The organism is Akkermansia sp. BCRC 18949 (genome assembly GCF_045011645.1).
GTDB classification, from domain to species: Bacteria; Verrucomicrobiota; Verrucomicrobiia; order Verrucomicrobiales; family Akkermansiaceae; genus Akkermansia; species Akkermansia massiliensis.
Genome location: NZ_CP123619.1, coordinates 2504917 through 2522420, shown reverse-complemented (window position 1 = coordinate 2522420; position 17504 = coordinate 2504917). Strand labels below are relative to the sequence as shown.

15 protein-coding genes are annotated in these 17504 nt (G+C 61.2%); 1 reads left to right on the top strand and 14 read right to left on the bottom strand.

All coding sequences use genetic code 11. The features are described from left to right. Positions 1-88 precede the first annotated feature (88 nt). From P8A25_RS10560 to P8A25_RS10495, 14 genes are all read right to left on the bottom strand, one after another. On the bottom strand, positions 89-865 hold the full coding sequence (locus P8A25_RS10560; RefSeq protein ID WP_215443809.1) for a DUF4328 domain-containing protein: 777 nt from the start codon (positions 863-865) through the stop codon (positions 89-91). Next, complete coding sequence (locus P8A25_RS10555; RefSeq protein WP_215443811.1) at positions 865-2538, bottom strand: discoidin domain-containing protein; 1674 nt, start codon at positions 2536-2538, stop codon at positions 865-867. The genes P8A25_RS10560 and P8A25_RS10555 overlap by 1 nt, the downstream gene beginning before the upstream one ends. 356 nt (positions 2539-2894) lie before the next feature. Beyond that, positions 2895-3035 carry a hypothetical protein gene (locus tag P8A25_RS10550; RefSeq protein ID WP_215443813.1) on the bottom strand — a complete coding sequence of 47 codons (141 nt, stop codon included), beginning with the start codon at positions 3033-3035 and terminating at the stop codon, positions 2895-2897. 87 nt (positions 3036-3122) lie between these two features. Next, the gene (locus P8A25_RS10545; RefSeq protein ID WP_215443815.1) at positions 3123-4859 is read right to left on the bottom strand and encodes an alpha/beta fold hydrolase; all 1737 of its coding nucleotides are present in this window, start codon (positions 4857-4859) and stop codon (positions 3123-3125) included. 30 nt (positions 4860-4889) lie between these two features. Continuing rightward, entirely contained in the window at positions 4890-6116 is a 1227-nt protein-coding gene (locus tag P8A25_RS10540; RefSeq protein ID WP_215443817.1) for a cysteine desulfurase, read from the bottom strand. A 2-nt stretch (positions 6117-6118) separates the two neighbouring features. Then, a complete protein-coding gene (locus P8A25_RS10535; protein ID WP_022395947.1) occupies positions 6119-6601 on the bottom strand; it encodes a rhodanese-like domain-containing protein in 483 nt (160 codons plus the stop codon). 15 nt (positions 6602-6616) lie between these two features. Next, a complete protein-coding gene (locus P8A25_RS10530) occupies positions 6617-7279 on the bottom strand; it encodes a DUF1573 domain-containing protein (RefSeq protein WP_215443819.1) in 663 nt (220 codons plus the stop codon). Positions 7280-7286: 7 nt separating this feature from the next. After that, a complete protein-coding gene (locus P8A25_RS10525) occupies positions 7287-8060 on the bottom strand; it encodes a signal peptidase II (protein ID WP_215443821.1) in 774 nt (257 codons plus the stop codon). A gap of 24 nt (positions 8061-8084) precedes the next feature. Beyond that, positions 8085-10814 carry an isoleucine--tRNA ligase gene (gene ileS / locus P8A25_RS10520; protein ID WP_215443823.1) on the bottom strand — a complete coding sequence of 910 codons (2730 nt, stop codon included), beginning with the start codon at positions 10812-10814 and terminating at the stop codon, positions 8085-8087. Positions 10815-10870: 56 nt separating this feature from the next. Continuing rightward, entirely contained in the window at positions 10871-11929 is a 1059-nt protein-coding gene (locus tag P8A25_RS10515; RefSeq protein ID WP_215443825.1) for an alpha/beta hydrolase, read from the bottom strand. Continuing rightward, positions 11926-12996, bottom strand: coding sequence for a M20/M25/M40 family metallo-hydrolase (locus tag P8A25_RS10510; protein WP_102721032.1), 1071 nt, complete (start codon positions 12994-12996; stop codon positions 11926-11928). Before P8A25_RS10510 ends, P8A25_RS10515 begins: the two co-directional genes overlap by 4 nt. A 33-nt stretch (positions 12997-13029) precedes the next feature. Beyond that, on the bottom strand, positions 13030-15396 hold the full coding sequence (locus P8A25_RS10505) for a glycosyl hydrolase family 95 catalytic domain-containing protein (protein WP_215443827.1): 2367 nt from the start codon (positions 15394-15396) through the stop codon (positions 13030-13032). Positions 15397-15444: 48 nt separating this feature from the next. Beyond that, the gene (locus tag P8A25_RS10500) at positions 15445-15765 is read right to left on the bottom strand and encodes a DUF3784 domain-containing protein (protein ID WP_022395940.1); all 321 of its coding nucleotides are present in this window, start codon (positions 15763-15765) and stop codon (positions 15445-15447) included. 171 nt (positions 15766-15936) lie between these two features. Next, complete coding sequence (locus P8A25_RS10495) at positions 15937-16440, bottom strand: DUF456 domain-containing protein (RefSeq protein WP_022395939.1); 504 nt, start codon at positions 16438-16440, stop codon at positions 15937-15939. Positions 16441-16568: 128 nt separating this feature from the next. On the opposite strand from P8A25_RS10495, the gene bla reads away from it, so the two are divergent. Further along, positions 16569-17489 (top strand): class A beta-lactamase, encoded by a 921-nt coding sequence (bla, locus tag P8A25_RS10490; RefSeq protein WP_180975269.1) that lies wholly within the window; start codon positions 16569-16571, stop codon positions 17487-17489. The last annotated feature ends 15 nt before the right edge of the window (positions 17490-17504 follow it).

Here is a 17504-nt window from a genome sequence, read left to right as displayed (position 1 = left end):
AAGCCGGCAAGAAAAAGGAACGGGATGGAACAAGCCCTCCGGCTTTTCCGTTTCTTCCGGCGGGGCTTTGCCGGGGGGAGGGAGCTAATCAGGAAGGCAGGCGGTTGGCCAGCCTCTTTTGCAGGAAATAGAAGTGGAGCATCATCAGCACGGAACTTGCCAGGCTCACCAGGAAGGCCGTTCCGTTGTACATGATGACGGGGCGCACCATGCCGTTCAGCAGGGCTTCCAGCTCCCGGTCCAGCGCAAGCACGTTTTCCGGGCTTTCTTTCGCCCATGCCCGGAGCGTCTCCGAGAAACGGAACAGGGGCTGGAACAGCGTATACAGGAAGATGAGCAGGGAACCCGGCACGCTGACGGCCCAGGCCAGCCATATCCAGCCTTTTCCGCGTGAAGGGCCGGGGAAGGAGAGGGCCTTGTTGACATCCAGCATGGCTTGAAGGGGCATCCAGATATTGCCCACGGGGAGGAAGAAGGAAAGGACGCAGAGCAGGGGAGAGGAGCGCATGGCTTCCTTCTTCACCGTTTCCGCATTCTGCGCCAGCCGGTAAACCAGCATCAGCCAGCAGACCACCAGCCCGGCCATGGACAGGTAAAACAGGCCGCCGTCCAGCGTAAACGGAGCGGCGGAGCCTGCATCCGCCCTGGCAAGGGAGAGGGAAAGGGAGGTGCGGTCCCCTTCCTGGAGTTCCTTCATGGTTTGAGCCAGCATTTCCGAGATGGCTTGCTGAATCAGGGGAAGATCGTGGAAAAGCACATAGAGGGTGCCCCCGGCCAGCGCCAGGGCAAACAGGCACAGGAGGAACAAGAGGATGCCAAGCTTCCGGAGGGGCGGAATTCCGGCTGAAAACGCTTCCGCAGGCATTATTCTTCCGCAGGTGCGGGGGCCGGTGTTTCCGCCGCTTCTTCCGGGCCGTATGCCTCCACTTCCGTCAGCGCCAGCGGATGGGCCGGATCGGTGGATTCCACGCGCAGGGCGCGCGCCTTGACCGGAGCTTCCAGCTTCCAGGTGGTGACGTTGGTGGATTTTTCCGAGGGTGTGGTGTTGAAGGTTTTTTCCGCCAGCACGTTCTTGTCATTATCGTACAGAATCACCTTGAATTCCTCCATGGTGCCCAGCAGAGTCAGGTTGGCTGGCGTGTAAATAACCACTTTTTCTATGGTGCGGTTGGTCTCCTTGCCGAAGTCGATGCCGAACCAGGCGGTTTTTCCTTCCGCCACGCCGGTGGCGCTGATGGAAACGTCGGAAAGCTCGGAGCTGGTATTGCCGTCCACGGCCTTTTCCGGACCGTAGGCGCCCAGCATGTTGCGGTTGGAGCTCTGGCGCACCTTGACGCCGGGCTGAAGGCTCCAGTTGACTTTGCCGGGTTCGGCGGAGGGTTTGGGAGCTGCAGGCACGGGCTCCGGATGCGGGAGCGGGGCAGGTGCGGGAACCGCAGGGGCCGGAGTGGTGTTTTCCGCGACGGCCGGGGCAGAGGGCGCAGGCGTTGCCGGAGCATGGCGGCGCGCTTCCCTGTTCGCTTTTCTCGCCGCATCCGCCTTCGCGTTGTTTTCCTTCTGCACCTGTTCGTTGTAGTCATTGCGCATTCTGACGACGTCCTTCTTGTACAGGATGCAGGTGTAGGTCAGCACAATGCCCACGATCAGGGCCGGGATAAGGTAGTAGTAAACATTGGTCTGCCCTTTCTGCATATTCATGGCGGGGACGGGCGTGGAGGATGGCCGGGGAGGAATGGCTGCCGCGTTTCTTCCCGTGGGGCTGGCGATGGCCTTGTCCAGGTCCGTGATGAAGTCCCCCAGGTTCCGGTAGCGTTCGCGGGTGTCCGGATTGATGGCCCGGGAGATCACGGCGTCCACGGCGTCGCTGCACTTGATCAGGGTGGAGGGCATGGCGAAGCCCGCTTCCATCGGCGTCTTGCGGGTCAGCAGGATGTAGAGCGTCAGCCCCAGGGCGTAAATGTCCATGCCCGGCGTGAAGGCGGCTTCCGCCCCGGTGACCCATTCCGGAGAGGCGAAGTCCCCCATGTCTACCGGGGGCTGCGCGGGATAAATGTTGATGGGCAGCAGCAGGGCGTCTCCGCCGTCCGCGCGCAGGGAAATCAGCTTGGGCGTGATGCCGCCGTGAAAGATGTTTTTCCGGTGCAGCGTCAGCAGGCCTTCCGCCATGTTCCGCACCAGGTTGAGCGCCGCCTGGGGGGATATCTGGGGGAGGGTTTCCAGGTCCGCCAGGCGCGGATAGGGGGAGTGTTCGGAAATGATGAAGGTGAACGGTCCTGCCTGTCCCACTTCGTAAACGCGCAGAAGGCCCTGGTGCGCCTGTTCCACAATGGTAAGGGAGCGGACGATGAATTCCGGATCCCAGCCGAAGACTCCGGCTTCCTCCGTGGGGACCACCCGCAGCATGACGGGAGCGAAATTGGATTTCAGGGTGGCGGTGAAAATTTGCTGGGGGCCTTTGGCCCCGACAAGCTGGATGTTTTCCAACTGGGGGAAGAGGGCGGAAATCTGGTCCATGGAAAGGGAATCGTCGGCAGGCATGGAAAAGGGAGGTGGAATAGTATCGGCAAACAGTCTACCTTAAAATCCTTGCCGGAAGCAACTCTATAAGCGGGCATATTTTGCTGGCGGGATGTCCTGACGCTGAATGGAAACCGCTCGTGCCGGGCCGGAACGGCCTTTTCCGGGCGGGGCGGACGCTCTCCTTTGAAGAAGGCGTCCCGAGGGGCCGTTCTTTCCGTATCCATACGGTTGACGGGCCTGTTCCTTCCGCTGGCGCAATGGTTTTTCCTGACGGGGAAGTTTGTTGGAAAAGGCGGATGCCCCCTCCGTTTTCAGGAAGGGTTGTTTCCTCTTCGTTCCGTGGCCGGACGACGGCCTTTTTCCCTGCCGTCCGGTTAAAACAGGAGAGGCAGAAGCCGGAAGGCCGAACCGGCAAATTCAGCGGGGAGTTTGTGTTTGTCCACGATTGCCCGAACCTCCTTTTTACTCAGGAACCGTTCTTCCTTTTTCGCTTTGAACGCGGTCCAGTCAACCATGATGGATGACAGGAGCTGGGACAGGAAATCATGCATGCGAAAGAGCGGGTTATTTCCAGAGGCCCGGCGGGGAGCCGCATTCCTGCATTACGGCCTTTTCAGGATGATGGGCGGGGCGGGGTTGGTCTGCCACACCGGGGTGGCGGCCCGTGCGTCCGCTTCCTCCAGCGTCTGGCGCCCCTTGACCTTCATCAGGTGTTCCCGGAGGATGCGCCGCAGTTCCACGGCGGCGGCCGGGTCATCCTGCACGCTGTGCCCGGACGGGACGATTTTTTCACTGGCGCTCCAGTCCAGATGGGAGGAGCGGTACTTGACCACGCCGTCGGAGGAGTGGGGCGTATCGTTCCTGCCCCTGTCCCCGATGATGGAATGGACGGGAACGTTCGGGTCCCCGCGCAGCTCCGACATGTACTTGACCAGGGAGGAGTTCGGGGAAAGCTGGCGGATGCTGGTGAGTTCGTCCTTCAGCTGCAGGGGATTGAGCAGGAACATGCCGCGGCTGAGGGTGGCGATGCGGGTGACTTCCTCCAGCATGTCCGCCGGGAGGTCGATCAGGCGCTGGCCCAGCCGCCCTATCCAGTTGTCCGCAAAGGTGGAGCCGCGGTGCGGGGTGGCCATGTACACGATGCGCGTGACGCCCCTGGCGGGGGAGAAGATAAAATTGTTCTGGAGCTGTTCAAGCATGGGCTCGTCACAGTGCAGGGGTTCCAGCCCGGTTTTCCAGTTCTCCAGCGTCATGTCTGCAAAGGTTTCCGGGGGAAGCTCAAAGAGGCCCTTCATCAGCGTCCAGGGCTTGGTGGAGTTGTTGAAGCGGGTGATGAGGCCGCCCATGGAGTGCCCCACCATGACGATGTTGTTCATTTCCCTGGAGTCGCCGCGGGGATTGTATTCCTGCATGAGTTCCTCCAGGGCCTTCCGCTGCCTGCTGGCCGGAATGGTCCAGGCCAGGCCGGACGGATAGCCGAAGAACCAGAACTGGTAGTTTTCCCGGATGACGGGATCCACCAGAAGGCGGTTGGTCAGGTTGGCAAAGGTGGCGGGGCCGGACATCAGGCCGTGGGTGAAGACCACGGGAATTTTCCGAGGGTCATAGGGTTCGGAAAAATAAAGCCCCATCGTATTGATGGCCTTTTTGGGACGGAACGCGCCCAGCAGTTCCGTTCCGTCCGCGTCGGAAAGCTTCCAGAAAAGGGCGATGGGAACGGAGAAGTTGGCCGCCAGGGGCTGACGCACCTTGTTTTTGCCGATGAAGACGTGCTCATTCATCAGACGGGGAATGGTGCGGAGGGTGGGCTTCCCGTCCACCATGCGGTCAAAGTCCAGGATGGCCGTCAGCGTGTGCACGTTCCCGTTGTCCTTGAGCACGTTGGCATGGGGCCGGGAGACGCCCTGGGGCGCCAGGCCCGCCAGGGGAATGCCCATTCCCTCCACGGTTACGCTTTCCCGCAGGCGGAAGGTGGGGTCCACTTCGTCGGACATGAAGATGGCCTCGTAGAACCAGGGGTTGCTGTCCTTGGCGTAAGGAGATTTTTCAATGATGAAGGGGAGGCTTTGACGCTTCTTCTCATTCATGCCGCCCTCCCGTTTGGCCTCTTTCAGGTGGGAGGCCAGCTTCCGGATGCATGCGTTGTATTTTTTTCTGGCTTCCGGCCATTCCCTGCTGCGGCGGGGAGAGGAGAGGATGAGCCATGCGGCCTGGGCTTCCCGGATGGCTGCGGCGTCATCCTGGTAATGGGCGTACGCCCTTTCCTGCTGCTGGTGGTGCAGGGAACAGCCGGAAAGGCCCATGAGCAGGCCTAGAAGAAGGGCGGAAGCCGTTTTCATGATGAACAAGGAGAGAAGGGGGCGGAGAGGTCAGGAGAGCATGTCCAGAGCCCGGTTCATGGACTTGAGGAAAGTCTGAACTTCCTCTTCCGTATTGTACAGGGCAAAGGAGGCGCGGGTGGTTCCCGTGGTTCCCAGGGCGCACATGAGAGGCTGGCAGCAATGGTGCCCGGTGCGCACGGCAATGCCCATCTGGTCCAGCAGGGTGCCCAGGTCGTAATGGTGGATGCCTTCCGCCAGGACGGAGACCACGGCGCTGTGCGGCACGTCCGGGGCCAGCACGGTCAGGCGCGGCATGGCTTTGAGGCCTTCCACGGCCATGTCCGTCAGTTTCTGTTCATGGGCGGCGATGTTGTCCAGCCCCAGTCCGGAGACGTAGCGGATGGCCGCCGCCAGACCTACCGCTCCGCCAATGTTGGGCGTCCCAGACTCATATTTGAAAGGGATGTCGTTGTAGACGGTTTTTTCAAAGGTGACTTCCTTGATCATCTCCCCGCCGCCCATCCACGGCGGCAGCTTTTCCAGCAGCTCCCTTTTTCCCCACAGCGCGCCGATGCCGGTGGGAGCATACAGCTTGTGGCCGGAAAAGGCGTACAGGTCGCATCCCAGTTCCTGAACGTCCACGTTCATGTGGGAGACGGCCTGGGCGCCGTCAATCAGCACAATGGTGTCCGGCCTGTTTTCCCTGGCAAGCGCGGTGATCTCCTGCACGGGATTGATTGTTCCGAGCGTGTTGGAGACGTGGCCCACGGCCACGATGCGGGTGCGGGGGGAAAGCAGGTTCCGGTAGGCCTCCATGTCCAGCGTCTGGCCCGGAGTCAGCGGGACTACCTTGAGGACCGCGCCCGTGCGTTCGCAGAGCATCTGCCAGGGGACGATGTTGGAGTGGTGCTCACAGGCGGTCAGGATAACTTCGTCCCCCGGCTTGACCATTCCGGACCTGGCGATGGTGTCTGCCGCCAGGTTGATGCCCATGGTGCAGCCGGAGGTGAACAGGACTTCCGCCGTTTCCGGCGCGTTGATGAACCGGGCCACCGTTTCCCGCGACTCTTCATGCGCCTCCGTGGCAAGCTGGCTCAGGTAGTGGGAGCCGCGGTGCACGTTGGCGTTCTGCGTTTCATAATAATTCCGGGTGGCATCCAGGACGGCCAGGGGCTTCTGCGTGGTGGCCGCATTGTCCAGGTAAATGAGCGGTTTGCCGTGCACGCTGGTTTCCAGGATGGGAAACTGCGGGCGGATGGTTGCTGTGTCAAGCATGGCTATGGTACGAGTGAGGGTTCTTTGCGCAATTCGTCCCAGCCCCCTTCCAGAATGAAGATGGGCGCGCGGATGCCGTATTCCGGCTTTTTCAGTTCATTGGCTACGGCTGCACTGGAGGTGCAGTCCCTGCTGCAAAAGATGACGATGCAGCAGCCCTTGTCTTCCGCCGTCATCAGGGCTTCCATGGCGTTGGCCAGGAGTTCCTGGTAATTGGCGTCCGCCGGGCGGATGGGGTAGACGGGGGCCTGCGTGATAGTGTGGCGTTCAAAGTCGTCCTGTTTTCTGGCGTCTATCCAGATGACTTTTCCCGGCCATTCCTTCAGCACCTGGGCCAGGCACACATGCCCCTCCTCCAGCGTCTCCGGATTGCAGGGCGGCGTGCGGAACGGCTGGATGACGCGCAGGTCCAGCGCAGCGATGCCCACGGCCAGCAGGAATACGGCCAGCAGGAGCTTCAGGGCGGTGGAAAGGGCGTCTCTCATGTGGGGAAGGGAAGGTCAGTTTTCCTTGATGGTCAGGAACCCCATCTGGCGCTTGTAGCGCGGCACGGTGGAATCCGTGCGCACCCAGATGGTGTTGAAGGCCGGCTTGGCCGTGGACTTGGGAGTGACGATGATTTTGTATTCCCTGCCTTTCTTCACGGTCACGGGCTCATAGTCAAAGGCGTCCCCGGTCAGGTCCACCGTGGTCAGGTTGACGGGCAGTTCCTTGGAGATGGTGATTTTAATGGTCTTGGGGGCAGGGGCTTCTCCCCTGGTCCATTCCAGCTTGCGGGGTTCCATCCGGATGATGTCCGGGATTTGCGCGCGTATCACCAGCTTGTAGGCGGAGCCGTTGGCGTGCACCGTCATGTCCTTGTCCACGGTGCCGGAAAAGTTGCCGGTCTTCATCACGGCGCTGATAACGCCGGATTCCCCCGGAGCGTACGTCAGCTTGTTATCCTTCGCCCCGGCGGTGGTGCAGTCGCAGGAGACATGGATTTTGCTGATCGTGACGGGAACGCCGGAGGTATTGGTGAAGGGGAAGGAGGCCGTGATGCTGTCTTGGTCCGGAGCCACCTTTACCGGAACCACCGTTTCCTTGAAGGACAGTTCATTTTTGCCGGAGGCGAGGCCCCCGCACAGCAGCAGTCCTGACAGAATAATGGTCCGGATGGTCATGGTCGTTTCAGGATGGTTTTTCCTCTTTCTTCCTGGCGGAGAAGATGCTGGCGATGAAGAAGATGATCGCCGCCACGAAGATGCAGGAGTCCGCCACGTTGAAGGCGGGCCAGCGGTAGTTGAAGAGGGGAATGGTGACGTCAATGAAGTCCACCACGTAGCCGTTCATGAGCTTCGTGAAGAAGCCGTGCGGCTGTTCGTAGGGAATCAGGAAGCCCTGCATCAGGCGGTCCGTCAGGTTGCCCGCCACCCCGGCCAGCAGCAACACATAGGCCAGCTTGAGCCATACCGTATGGAAGAAGTTTTTCCGGTAGAGTACGACCAAGGCCACGATGGCGAGCACGGGAATCGCCAGGAACAGGTAGCTGGACCATGCCGTTCCGTTCCCCATACCGAAGGCCACGCCCGTGTTGTGCACGCGGGTGATATTCACGGCGCCGTCCAGGAAGGAAATGGGTTCCAGCTCCCTCAGCCTGTTCAGGGCGTCCACCGTGTTCGGGTTCAGGTCCTGGAACTGCGCCATGTCCGCCGCCGGTATGTGCCCGTTCGTGGCGAAGTCCAGCGTGCCGTCCGCATTGACGTGGTGGAAGCCCGGAAAGTCCGGCAGGTAGGCGTACTTGTGGACTTTCTCGTTCAGGTAGTTCAGCGGGAAGCGGTGGACGATCCACAGCTTGCTTGCCTGGTCCAGTACATACAGCCCTACGCCCAGCAGGCTCCACCAGAGCCAGCCGGGAGGCGTTTTCTTATGGGGGCCGGGTTCCTTTTCCGTCTGGGTATCCATAAAAGATCGGGGAATGGTTTCAGTTCAGGAAAGGACTTCCGAGCAGCGTTCGCACACGTCGCTGCCGTCCGCCGCGGGTTCATACCGGCGGCAGCGCGGGCACATGGCGTGTTCCGTTTTGGCGGCGGTGGCTGCCAGCTCCGGACCGCTCTTCACGTCCAGGTCTGCAATGATGAAGAATTCCGTGGCAAAGGCGCGGTCTTCCAGCAGCGCCACCACGTCCTCGCTTTCATTCGAGGGAACGGTGAGGGTGATGGAGGCCTCATTGTTCTTGGAGAACGCCTTGGACTTCACCTGCTCTTCAATGGCTACCTGGATGACGGACTTGATTTCCTGGAGGCGGGAGATGGCGGAGGAGGCCTCCTGGGTGTCGTACTCCGGCATCGGCGCGGGGAAGTCCTGCTCGTGCACGCTGCCTTCATACCCGGCGTATTCCCAGGCTTCATCCGCCGTGAAGACCAGGATAGGGGCCAGCAGGCGGCACAGGGCCTTGAAGACGATGGTCATGGCCGTCTGGGTGGCGCGGCGGCGCACGGAGGTGACGTCGTCGCAGTACAGGCGGTCCTTCGTGGTGTCCACGTACAGGGCGGAAAGGTCGCTGGTGCAGAACTGGTTGATGACGCTGAACGCCTTGCGGAAGTCATAGGCTTCATAGGCTTTTAGCGTTTCCTTGATGACGGCGTTCAGGCGTTCCAGAATCCAGCGGTCCAGGATGGGCATGTGTTCCGGGGCGACCGCCTGCGTGGCGAAGTCAAACCCGCTGATGTTGCCCAGCAGGATGCGCAGGGTGTTGCGCAGCCGTCGGTAGGGCTCCGTGACCTGCTTGAAGAGGTCTTCCCCGAAGGGGACTTCATTCTGCCAGTCCACGGAGGCGGCCCACAGGCGCACGATGTCCGCGCCGTACTTGTCGTAGTAGTAGGCGGCGTCAATGGGCTTGCCGCTCTTGGCGTCGGACTTGGAGGTCTTTTTCCCGGTGTCCTTGTCCACCACGAAGCCGTGGGTCATCACGGCCTTGTACGGGGCCTTGCCGCGCCAGGCGACGGAAAGCATCAGGGAACTCTGGAACCAGCCGCGGTGCTGGTCCGTGGCTTCCAGGTACAGGTCCGCCGGGGCGTCCAGCCCGGGGCGGGCGTCCATGACGGCCATGTGGGAACAGCCGGAATCGATCCAGACGTCCAGCGTATCCTTGCCCTTCTTCCAGGTCTTCGGCAGGCCGAGGCGTTCGCACAGGTCTTCATCGGAAAGCTCAAACCAGATGTTGGAGCCGTGGGCCTCCACCATATCCGCGATTTTGCGGACCAGGGCGGCGTCCAGAACGGCCTTTCCGTCTTCGTCAAAGAAGACGGGCAGGGGCACGCCCCAGGTGCGCTGGCGGGAGATGCACCAGTCCGGGCGCGCCTCCACGGTGCCGTAAATGCGGTTGCGGCCCCAGGCGGGCAGCCACTGCACCTTGTCTATTTCTTCCAGGGCCTGCGGTCGCAGCCTGTCCATGGAGATGAAGAACTGCTCCACGGCGCGGAAGATGATGGGCGTCTTGGAACGCCAGCAGTGCGGGTACTGGTGGCGGTATTCCTCCACGCCGAAAAGGTTGTCGTCCTTCTCCAGCATGGAGATGATGTCCTTGTTGGCGTCAAAGACGTGCTTGCCCACCAGGGAGGGAACGCCCACTTCTTCCGTGTACTTGCCGTCGTCGTCCACGGGGGAAAGGACGGGCAGTCCGTATAGGCGGCCTACGTTGTAGTCGTCCGCCCCGTGGCCGGGAGCGATGTGCACGGCGCCGGTGCCGGTGTCCGTGGTCACGAAGTCCGCCAGGATGATTTTTGACGTGCGGGGAAGGAAGGGGTGCCGGGCCTCGCAGTTTTCCAGCTCGGCGCCCTTGAACTCGCGGATGGTTTCCGCCAGGGCCCAGCCCGTCTTCTGCGCGAAGGCGTCCAGCAGGTCTTTCAGGATGATGAGGGTTTCCGTCTGGCCGTCCTTCATGAACTTGCCGGCCACATACGTGAAGCGCGGATGCAGGGCGATGCCCACGTTGGCAGGCAATGTCCACGGGGTAGTGGTCCAGATCACCATGGAGGCCTTCAGGTCCAGGGGATTGTCCAGCAGAGGGAAGCGCACGAACACGGAGGAGCTGATCTTCTCCTTGTAGTCGATTTCCGCTTCCGCCAGCGCGGTATAGGCCCCGTAGGACCACTGGACGGGCTTGCGGCTCTGGTAGACCGCGCCGTCTTCCACCAGCTTGGCGAACACGCGCAGGATGTTGGCTTCATACGCCGGCTTCATGGTCAGGTAGGGATGCTCCCAGTCACCGAAAACGCCCAGGCGGCGGAAGGAAGTCCGTTGGATGTCAATGAAGCCTTCGGCAAATTCCGCGCAGCGGCGGCGGATTTCAGCCGCGTCCAGGTCACGGGCCTTCTGCACCACCTTGAATTCGATGGGGAGGCCGTGGCAGTCCCAGCCCGGAACGTAGGGGGCGGCGTAGCCGGCCATGGTCTTGGACTTCAGGACGAGGTCCTTGAGAATCTTGTTCAGGGCGGTGCCCATGTGCACGTCTCCGTTGGCAAAGGGAGGTCCGTCGTGAAGGAGGAAACGGGGTGCGCCCTGTTCTATCCTGCGGGACAAAATTCGTTCGTACAGCCCGGTGTCTTCCCACTTTTTCAGGCGTACTGGTTCGTTTTTCGTCAGGTCCCCTCTCATGGGGAAGCCGGTCTCCGGCAACAGGATGGTGTCTTTATAATTCTTTTCGGGCGCACTCATGCCCGAAAAAGGTAGCACCGGGCCCGTTTCCGGTCAACCCTGCGGTGCGGCACAAATCAGGGCCTAGCGCATTCATTCCCGCCGTGTTCCGGGGGGGCGCCCGTACCGGAAGGCGCATCCCCGCAGGCAGGAGCCGGGGAGGGGAGAATTCCCCGTTCCGCGAGCCATTGTTCCGCGGCCTCCGGCCATTTGTCCGTGGGCTGGCCGCGCTTCTCCATGCCGTACCCATGCCCTCCGGAGGGATAAAAATGCAGGCTGGAGGGAACGCCCTTTTCCCGGCAGGCCTGTTCCATCAGCCTGCTGTTGGCGCTGGCTACGCCGTCGTCCAGCGCGTGGACGAGGAACACGGGCGGCGTCTGCGGCGTCACCTGCCGTTCCGCGGAACACAGCTCCGCCAGATCTGCGCCGGGGGCAGGCCCCAGAATCCTGCTGCGGGTGCCCCCGTGGGTGGTTTTGGGGTCCATGGTGATGACGGGGTAGATGAGCAGGGAGAAATCCGGCCGGACGGAAACGCTTTTCAGCGGGTTTTCCGCTTCTTCCGGCAGGGGGCGGTTCCAGAGCGTGGAAGCCATGGCAGCCAGATGGCCGCCTGCGGAAAAGCCCATGACGCCGATGCGGTGCGGGTCAACCCCCAGCGCGGAGGCATGCCGGCGCGTTACGCGCAGAGCCTGCCGGGCGTCCAGCAGAGGGCCGGGAAACCTGCCGACGGCATCATTGCTCCCGGAAACGCGGTACTTCACGACGACGCCCACCATGCCGTGCTCCGCCGCCCAGCGGGCGATATGGCCGCCTTCCTTTTCAATGGCCTGGATGGCATAGCCCCCGCCCGGAAAAATGCACAGGGCCGCGCGCCTGTCCTGCGGCTTCCATCCGGCGGGAAAGTAGAGCTGAATCTGCGCTTCCCCCACGTCCGTAATATGTCCGGGGGATACTTGTTTTTCCTCCAGGTCCGCCGCCTTGAGCCCCAGGGCAATCCACCCGGAATGAAAGGCTCCGTGTTCCGCGGGCGGCTGGAGGGCCTCCAGCACGGACGGTTCAAACGGCGCGGCTCCGGCGTGGCCGTGAGGGAAGGCCAGGAAAAGGGCGGGAAGGAGGAAGGCAAGCTTCATGCTCATGGTTTATTGGCGAGGGAAATGACGAGTTGGGAAAGGCCCTGCACCACTTCCGCAAACTGGGGATAATCCAGCTTTTCAGCCGTGTCGCTGGTTTCATGGTAGTCGTCGCAGCGGAGGAAGGCCGTGTCCGTGGCGGCAAAGGAGGGAATGCCCTCCTTCATGTATCCCCAGTCGTCGGACCAGGAAACGCCGCGGGTGTAATACGGGAACACGGCGGAACGGACCGGAAAGCGGCTCAAAGCGGCAAATTCCTCCGCGCAGGAGCGGGCCAGCTTGCGGCCCGTGTTGGTGGACATGAAGGCCACGTAGTCGCAGCGGTCCGGCAGCCCGGCCAATCCGGCAACCACGGCTGACTGGCGTTTTTTGTTCACCCGCGGGGAATAGCAGCCCAGCGTTTCCAGGGCAATCATGCCGATGATTCTGTCCTTGCCCGGATGGCGGGCGACGGATTTGGCGTGCACCACGCTGCCCATGGAGGGCGTCTGGTAAAAGGGCGGCTCTTCATTGGCATAAGCCACCAGGCACACGTCGTGCAGGGTGGGAGTGGCCGTCAGGGCGCGCGCCGTTTCCAGCAGGGCGGCCACGCCGGAAGCGTTGTCATTGGCGCCCGGCGTTCCGGTACGGGCGGGTCTGGCGGGACCGTGGTCGTGCCAGTTGTCCATGCCTACCTTGGTATCGTAATGCGCGCCCACGATGAGCATTCTGGGGCGGAGGGATGTTCCCTTTTTGGTGGCGATGAGGTTGTACGCCGTCCTGTCCTTCACGGCGCCGAATTCCCCGGAGGGCGGAATGTTCACGGCCTGGCGCGTGACGGCATAGCCCATGTCCGCCAGGGTTTTTTCAATGTAGCGGGCGGATCGCTCCATGGTGCCGGGTTTGTAGACGTTGCGTTCCCCGATGGAATCCGCCAGATGGAACACGTGTGCTTTCAGGAGTGTTTCCGTCTGGTCCGTGTCCGGAATTTCTCCGCTTCCGCAGGGGGAAAAAAGCTTGGAGCAGGAGCCGAGGGCGACGCAGGCCGCCGCGGTGAGCAGCCCGTACTTGAGAGTTCTGGATGAGACATTCATGGGGGAGTTGGAGGGTGGGGAGAGGAAGGAATGCTAGTGGGGAAGCGGCGGAAAATCAAGCCGCGCCGTTTCCCCCTTTTTCATGGCCAGATCCTTTTTCCTGCCCTGGTGCATGAACCGGAACCTGCCGGGACGGGTGGCGGTGGCTGTGGCCTGCACCCTGCCGTTTTGCCAGGACAGGTCCACCTTCAGCCCTCCCCGGGTGCGCAGCCCCGTGGCGGAACCCTTCTTCCAATCGTCCGCCAGGGCCGGAGCCAGCAGGATAACCTGGAAGCCGTCCTGCGTGATCTGGCTCTGAATCAGGCACTGGGCCACGCCGGAGGCAAAGCCGAAGTTGCCGTCGATCTGGAACGGGGGATGCAGGTCGAAAAGGTTGGAATTGATGTAATGCCTCAGCATGGCGTACATCCTGTCCTCCGCGGTGTTTCCGTCGCCAAGGGCGGCATAAAGGTTGATGAGCCATGCGGTGCTCCAGCCGGTCCTGATGCCGTTGTTCCCCTTGTCCGCGTACTTGCGCCGGAAATCGGCGGACTTGCGCACGGCGGCGGCATATTCAGGCGTATTGAGCACGTCCCATTCCGTGCCGGGAAACAAGCCGTAAAGATGGCTGATATGGCGATGGCCCTTCTGCATTTCTTCAAAAGGCTGCCTCCATTCCAGCACCCTCCCGTCGGAGCCAATGGCAGGCTGGGGAATCTTTTTGAGGAATTGAACGGCTTTAACCAGAGTAGGCGTCCGTATGCCCAGCTCTCCGCAGGCGTAAATGTAATTGCGGAGGGACTCCCTGCCCAGAAGCTGGTCATGAGAAGTCCCGTTGGAAACGTAGGAAAGCACGTTGGGGCCTGTGCCGTCCGGCGCGTAAAATCCGGTTTCCGGGGAGACGCCGGGGCCGGAAAGGTAATGCCCCTGATCGTCCTCCTCAAACCAGGACATGATGAAACGCGCGTTGGATTCCAGAATGGGCAGGGACTTCTTCAGGTCTTCCCTGTCTCCGGTGAAGCGGTAGCTGTCCACCAGGTGGGCGCACGCCCACGCCCCGTTCATGAGGCTGGCCCCCCATTCCGGGTTATTTCCTGAAAAATAGGTGCGTTTCCAGCAGTCCGTGTAATGGCCGAAGCAGAATCCGTCCCGTTTGATGAAGCGCGCAAATTCCTCTCCATGAGGGCGCAGGCTGCGGACGAATTCAAGATAGGGCTGCTGGAATTCCCCCAGGCCGGTGGCATAGGAGGGCCACTGGTTCATCTGGCTGTTGATGTTTAGGAAATAGCAGCCCATCCACGCCGCCCGCAGCTCCGGATTCCACAATCCCTGCAAGCCGCAGGGAAGCTGCCCCGGCCTGGTGTGGACAATCGTGCAAAAGCGGCCGAACTGGAAAAGCTGTTCCAGAAGGTCCGGATCCTTTTCCCCTTGTTTGACCCGTTCCAGCCGCTCAGGGGTGGTCATGGCGGAAACCTCGGGAGGGGAATCCCCCAGGTCCACCTGGCAGCGCATCATGAGACGTGAAAAATAATCTTCCGTTTCCGCCGCCAGTTTTTTCCAGCCTTTTTTCTGTGCCTTCGCCAGAATTTGCCTGTTCTTGTCTGCCAGGGAATGGGTCAGGGGCTCTTCCGGCTTCCGGATATTGTAATCCGTGGAGGTGGAGGAAAGCACCAGCACTTCCCGCGCGGAATCCAGAACGACCGTTTTCCCCTTGCGGGATATGGCGGCGCCGGGAGCCAGGATGACCACCCTGTTTTCAAACCGGGTGCCCCCGTTGCTTCCCTGTCCCGTCAGGACCCAGCCATCGGGCCGTGCGTCAATCCGGGCGGACGGGTCCGGATGCTGCAAGTCCAGCGCAACGTGGCACCCGGCCGGAAGGGTGCAGGTGATGCGGTAAGCGGCGCAATCGCTGGACGGAGCCGCCAGGATTTCCGTGGACAATTCTCCCGTGCCGAATTGAACGCGGGTGGAAGCCTTGCCCCGCTGCATGTCCAGCGTGCGCCGGTAGGAGGCAGCGGCGGGAAGCCCCTGGAATTCCACCTGGAGGAGACCTCCCTGCTGGTAATCCCCCGCGATGCTGCCGGGGGGAAGGATATCCTTCCGGAACACCTGGTCCGCGCTCCGGTATTTTCCTTCCTTGCAAAGTTCGCGCGCCTTGTCCAGGGCCTCCGCGGCGCCTTCCTTCATCTGGAAATTCTTCTTCGCGAAGATGCTTCCTTCATTGAAAACGACGATTTCCTTCGGAAAAACGCCAAAAGAAAGAATGCCCAGCCTTCCGTTGCCCGTGCCGTAGCCATCCGTCCAGATCCGTGCAGGTTCGGTGGAAGTGGCCTGCATGGGGGCGGGAGCGGCCCGGAGAGGGACGGCCGCCGCAAGAAGGCAGGGGAGGAAGAAATATTTCAAGGTTGTAGAGACAGTCATGAGAGAGGATGGGTGTCCCGTAAAAGAGGAGGTTGATGTAAAAAGCCGCTATTTTTTAAACCGGCTTCCGGTACCGGCATAAATGACTGCAAACGCTATGCTGCCCACCAGAAGGCACAGGGAGACGGACAGGAGCACGGAATTCTGGAGGATAATGCTGATGAGCCACAGCAGCATGGCGAAGGCCAGGCAGTACATGAGCTTTCCCATGAACCGGCACAGCGCGCGTTCATCGTACTGCTTCTTCTGTTCCTTGCTCATCATATTGTAGCCTGCGATGAGGAAGGAGCATTTTCCCATGGAAAGAATGACTCCAAGAATGATGAAGCCTGCCATCATGGCGACGGGTATCAGAATAGGTGCATCCATAAGCCGGAAAAATGGGGGAAATGAAAGTCCGCGGCAACTCGCCCGGATAAGTACGTAGAGTGGTCTTTAAGGGAATACGTTAGGGAAATGGTTTTTTTTCAGCGGAAGAAAAAGCGTCTGTTTTTTCTGCCGGAAGCTTTCGCAAGGCAGCGCCGCGGCCTGTTTTTTGCGTCAAAACAGGAAGTAGCAGGAGCAGAACCAGGCGATGATGAGCAGGCCGCAGGTGAATTCCAGCAGCAGCCCGGTGAGCATTCCCAGCGCCGCGCCGGAGCCTGCCTTGAAGGCGGCCATGATGTCTTTTCTGGCAAAGATGAGTTCCGCCAGCAGCGCCCCCAGGAACGGCATGAACAGAAGGCCCACGATGGGGGTGAAAAGGATGCCGCCCACCACGGCGCCGATGATGGCTCCCCAGATGCCGGCGGCGGTGCTGCCGAATTTTTTGGCCCCCATGCCTCCGGAGAGCTTGTCAATGACCAGGCCGCCCGCAACCATCAGCGCCAGGACGGTCCATTCCCACCACGCCAGGTGCCTGCTGCCCATCACTCCCTGCCAGATGCACCCTGCCGCAATGATAATGATGCCGGGGAGCATGGGAATAAGCGTGCCGATCAGCCCCATGCCGAACAGCAGCAGGGTGACGCACCAGACGAGGGTTTCTGAAAGGACGGGTGGCATGCCTCCCTTCTTATCAGGAAGGGAGGCGTGTGGCAAGGCTTCTGCCCGGCTTGCGGATGACGGAAAAAAGGGGGGAAGTGCATGGATTGCTGTTGCGGTTTTTGCGAGCGTGGTATAGAATGGCGCCCATGACTTTCACCGGTTCTTTTCTGCGTGGCTGCATGGTGTGCTCCTGCGCTCTTTCTCTGGGTGTTATGCCCGTGGTGGCCGCGTCTCCCGCGGCTGATTCCGCCGCTGTGCAGAAGCTGGCTCATTCCCTGAAAGCCCGTGTGGGCATGGCCGCAGTGATGCTGGACACGGGGGAGGCCGTGGCGGTAGGTGATGAGACTGCCTATCCCATGCAGAGCGTCTTCAAATTCGTGCTGGCCCTGTCCGTGCTCAAGCGGGTGGACCAGGGAGCCCTGAATCTGGAACAGATCATCCATATACGCCCGGAGCAGTTGGTAAAAGACACGTGGAGTCCCCTGCGGGAGCGCTTTCCGCAGGGCGGTGATTTTTCTTTAAAGGAACTGCTGCGCGTGACCGTTCAGGAGAGCGACAACAACACGTGCGACCTCCTGTTTGCCCTCATCGGCGGGACGGAGACCGTGCAGAAGGATTTGAAGGAATGGGGCATCAGCGGCATCAACGTCCGGTTTACGGAAGACGAGATGCTGCGGAATCATGAATTGCAGTACGCCAACTCGAGCCGTCCGTCAGCCATGAATGCCCTGCTGCGCGCGTTTGACGAGGGTAAGATACTGAACAAGGACACGCAGCGGCTTCTCTGGGACATGATGGCCGGCTGCGCTACGGGGACTACGCGCCTGAAAGGGAAGTTGCCGCAGGATTATGTGGTGGCGCACAAGACCGGATCGGGCTTCACCACTCCGGAGGGCGTGATCACCGCCGTCAATGACGTCGGCATCATCGTTCTTCCCAATGGGCGGAAAATGGCGGTCTCCGTGTTCGTCATGGATTCAAAGGATTCCGCTCCCGCCTGCGAGAAGGTGATCGCCTCCATGGCCCGCTGGCTGTGCACGGAATGGCAGGCCGCCGCCGCCAAGTAGCGGACGGCCTTCCCC

Coding starts and splice junctions, on each gene's coding strand:
- P8A25_RS10560 (WP_215443809.1), bottom strand. CDS start 865: ATGCCTGCGGAAGCGTTTTCAGCCGGAATTCCGCCCCTCCGGAAGCTT.
- P8A25_RS10555 (WP_215443811.1), bottom strand. CDS start 2,538: ATGCCTGCCGACGATTCCCTTTCCATGGACCAGATTTCCGCCCTCTTC.
- P8A25_RS10550 (WP_215443813.1), bottom strand. CDS start 3,035: ATGGTTGACTGGACCGCGTTCAAAGCGAAAAAGGAAGAACGGTTCCTG.
- P8A25_RS10545 (WP_215443815.1), bottom strand. CDS start 4,859: ATGAAAACGGCTTCCGCCCTTCTTCTAGGCCTGCTCATGGGCCTTTCC.
- P8A25_RS10540 (WP_215443817.1), bottom strand. CDS start 6,116: ATGCTTGACACAGCAACCATCCGCCCGCAGTTTCCCATCCTGGAAACC.
- P8A25_RS10535 (WP_022395947.1), bottom strand. CDS start 6,601: ATGAGAGACGCCCTTTCCACCGCCCTGAAGCTCCTGCTGGCCGTATTC.
- P8A25_RS10530 (WP_215443819.1), bottom strand. CDS start 7,279: ATGACCATCCGGACCATTATTCTGTCAGGACTGCTGCTGTGCGGGGGC.
- P8A25_RS10525 (WP_215443821.1), bottom strand. CDS start 8,060: ATGGATACCCAGACGGAAAAGGAACCCGGCCCCCATAAGAAAACGCCT.
- ileS (WP_215443823.1), bottom strand. CDS start 10,814: ATGAGTGCGCCCGAAAAGAATTATAAAGACACCATCCTGTTGCCGGAG.
- P8A25_RS10515 (WP_215443825.1), bottom strand. CDS start 11,929: ATGAGCATGAAGCTTGCCTTCCTCCTTCCCGCCCTTTTCCTGGCCTTC.
- P8A25_RS10510 (WP_102721032.1), bottom strand. CDS start 12,996: ATGAATGTCTCATCCAGAACTCTCAAGTACGGGCTGCTCACCGCGGCG.
- P8A25_RS10505 (WP_215443827.1), bottom strand. CDS start 15,396: ATGACTGTCTCTACAACCTTGAAATATTTCTTCCTCCCCTGCCTTCTT.
- P8A25_RS10500 (WP_022395940.1), bottom strand. CDS start 15,765: ATGGATGCACCTATTCTGATACCCGTCGCCATGATGGCAGGCTTCATC.
- P8A25_RS10495 (WP_022395939.1), bottom strand. CDS start 16,440: ATGCCACCCGTCCTTTCAGAAACCCTCGTCTGGTGCGTCACCCTGCTG.
- bla (WP_180975269.1), top strand. CDS start 16,569: ATGACTTTCACCGGTTCTTTTCTGCGTGGCTGCATGGTGTGCTCCTGC.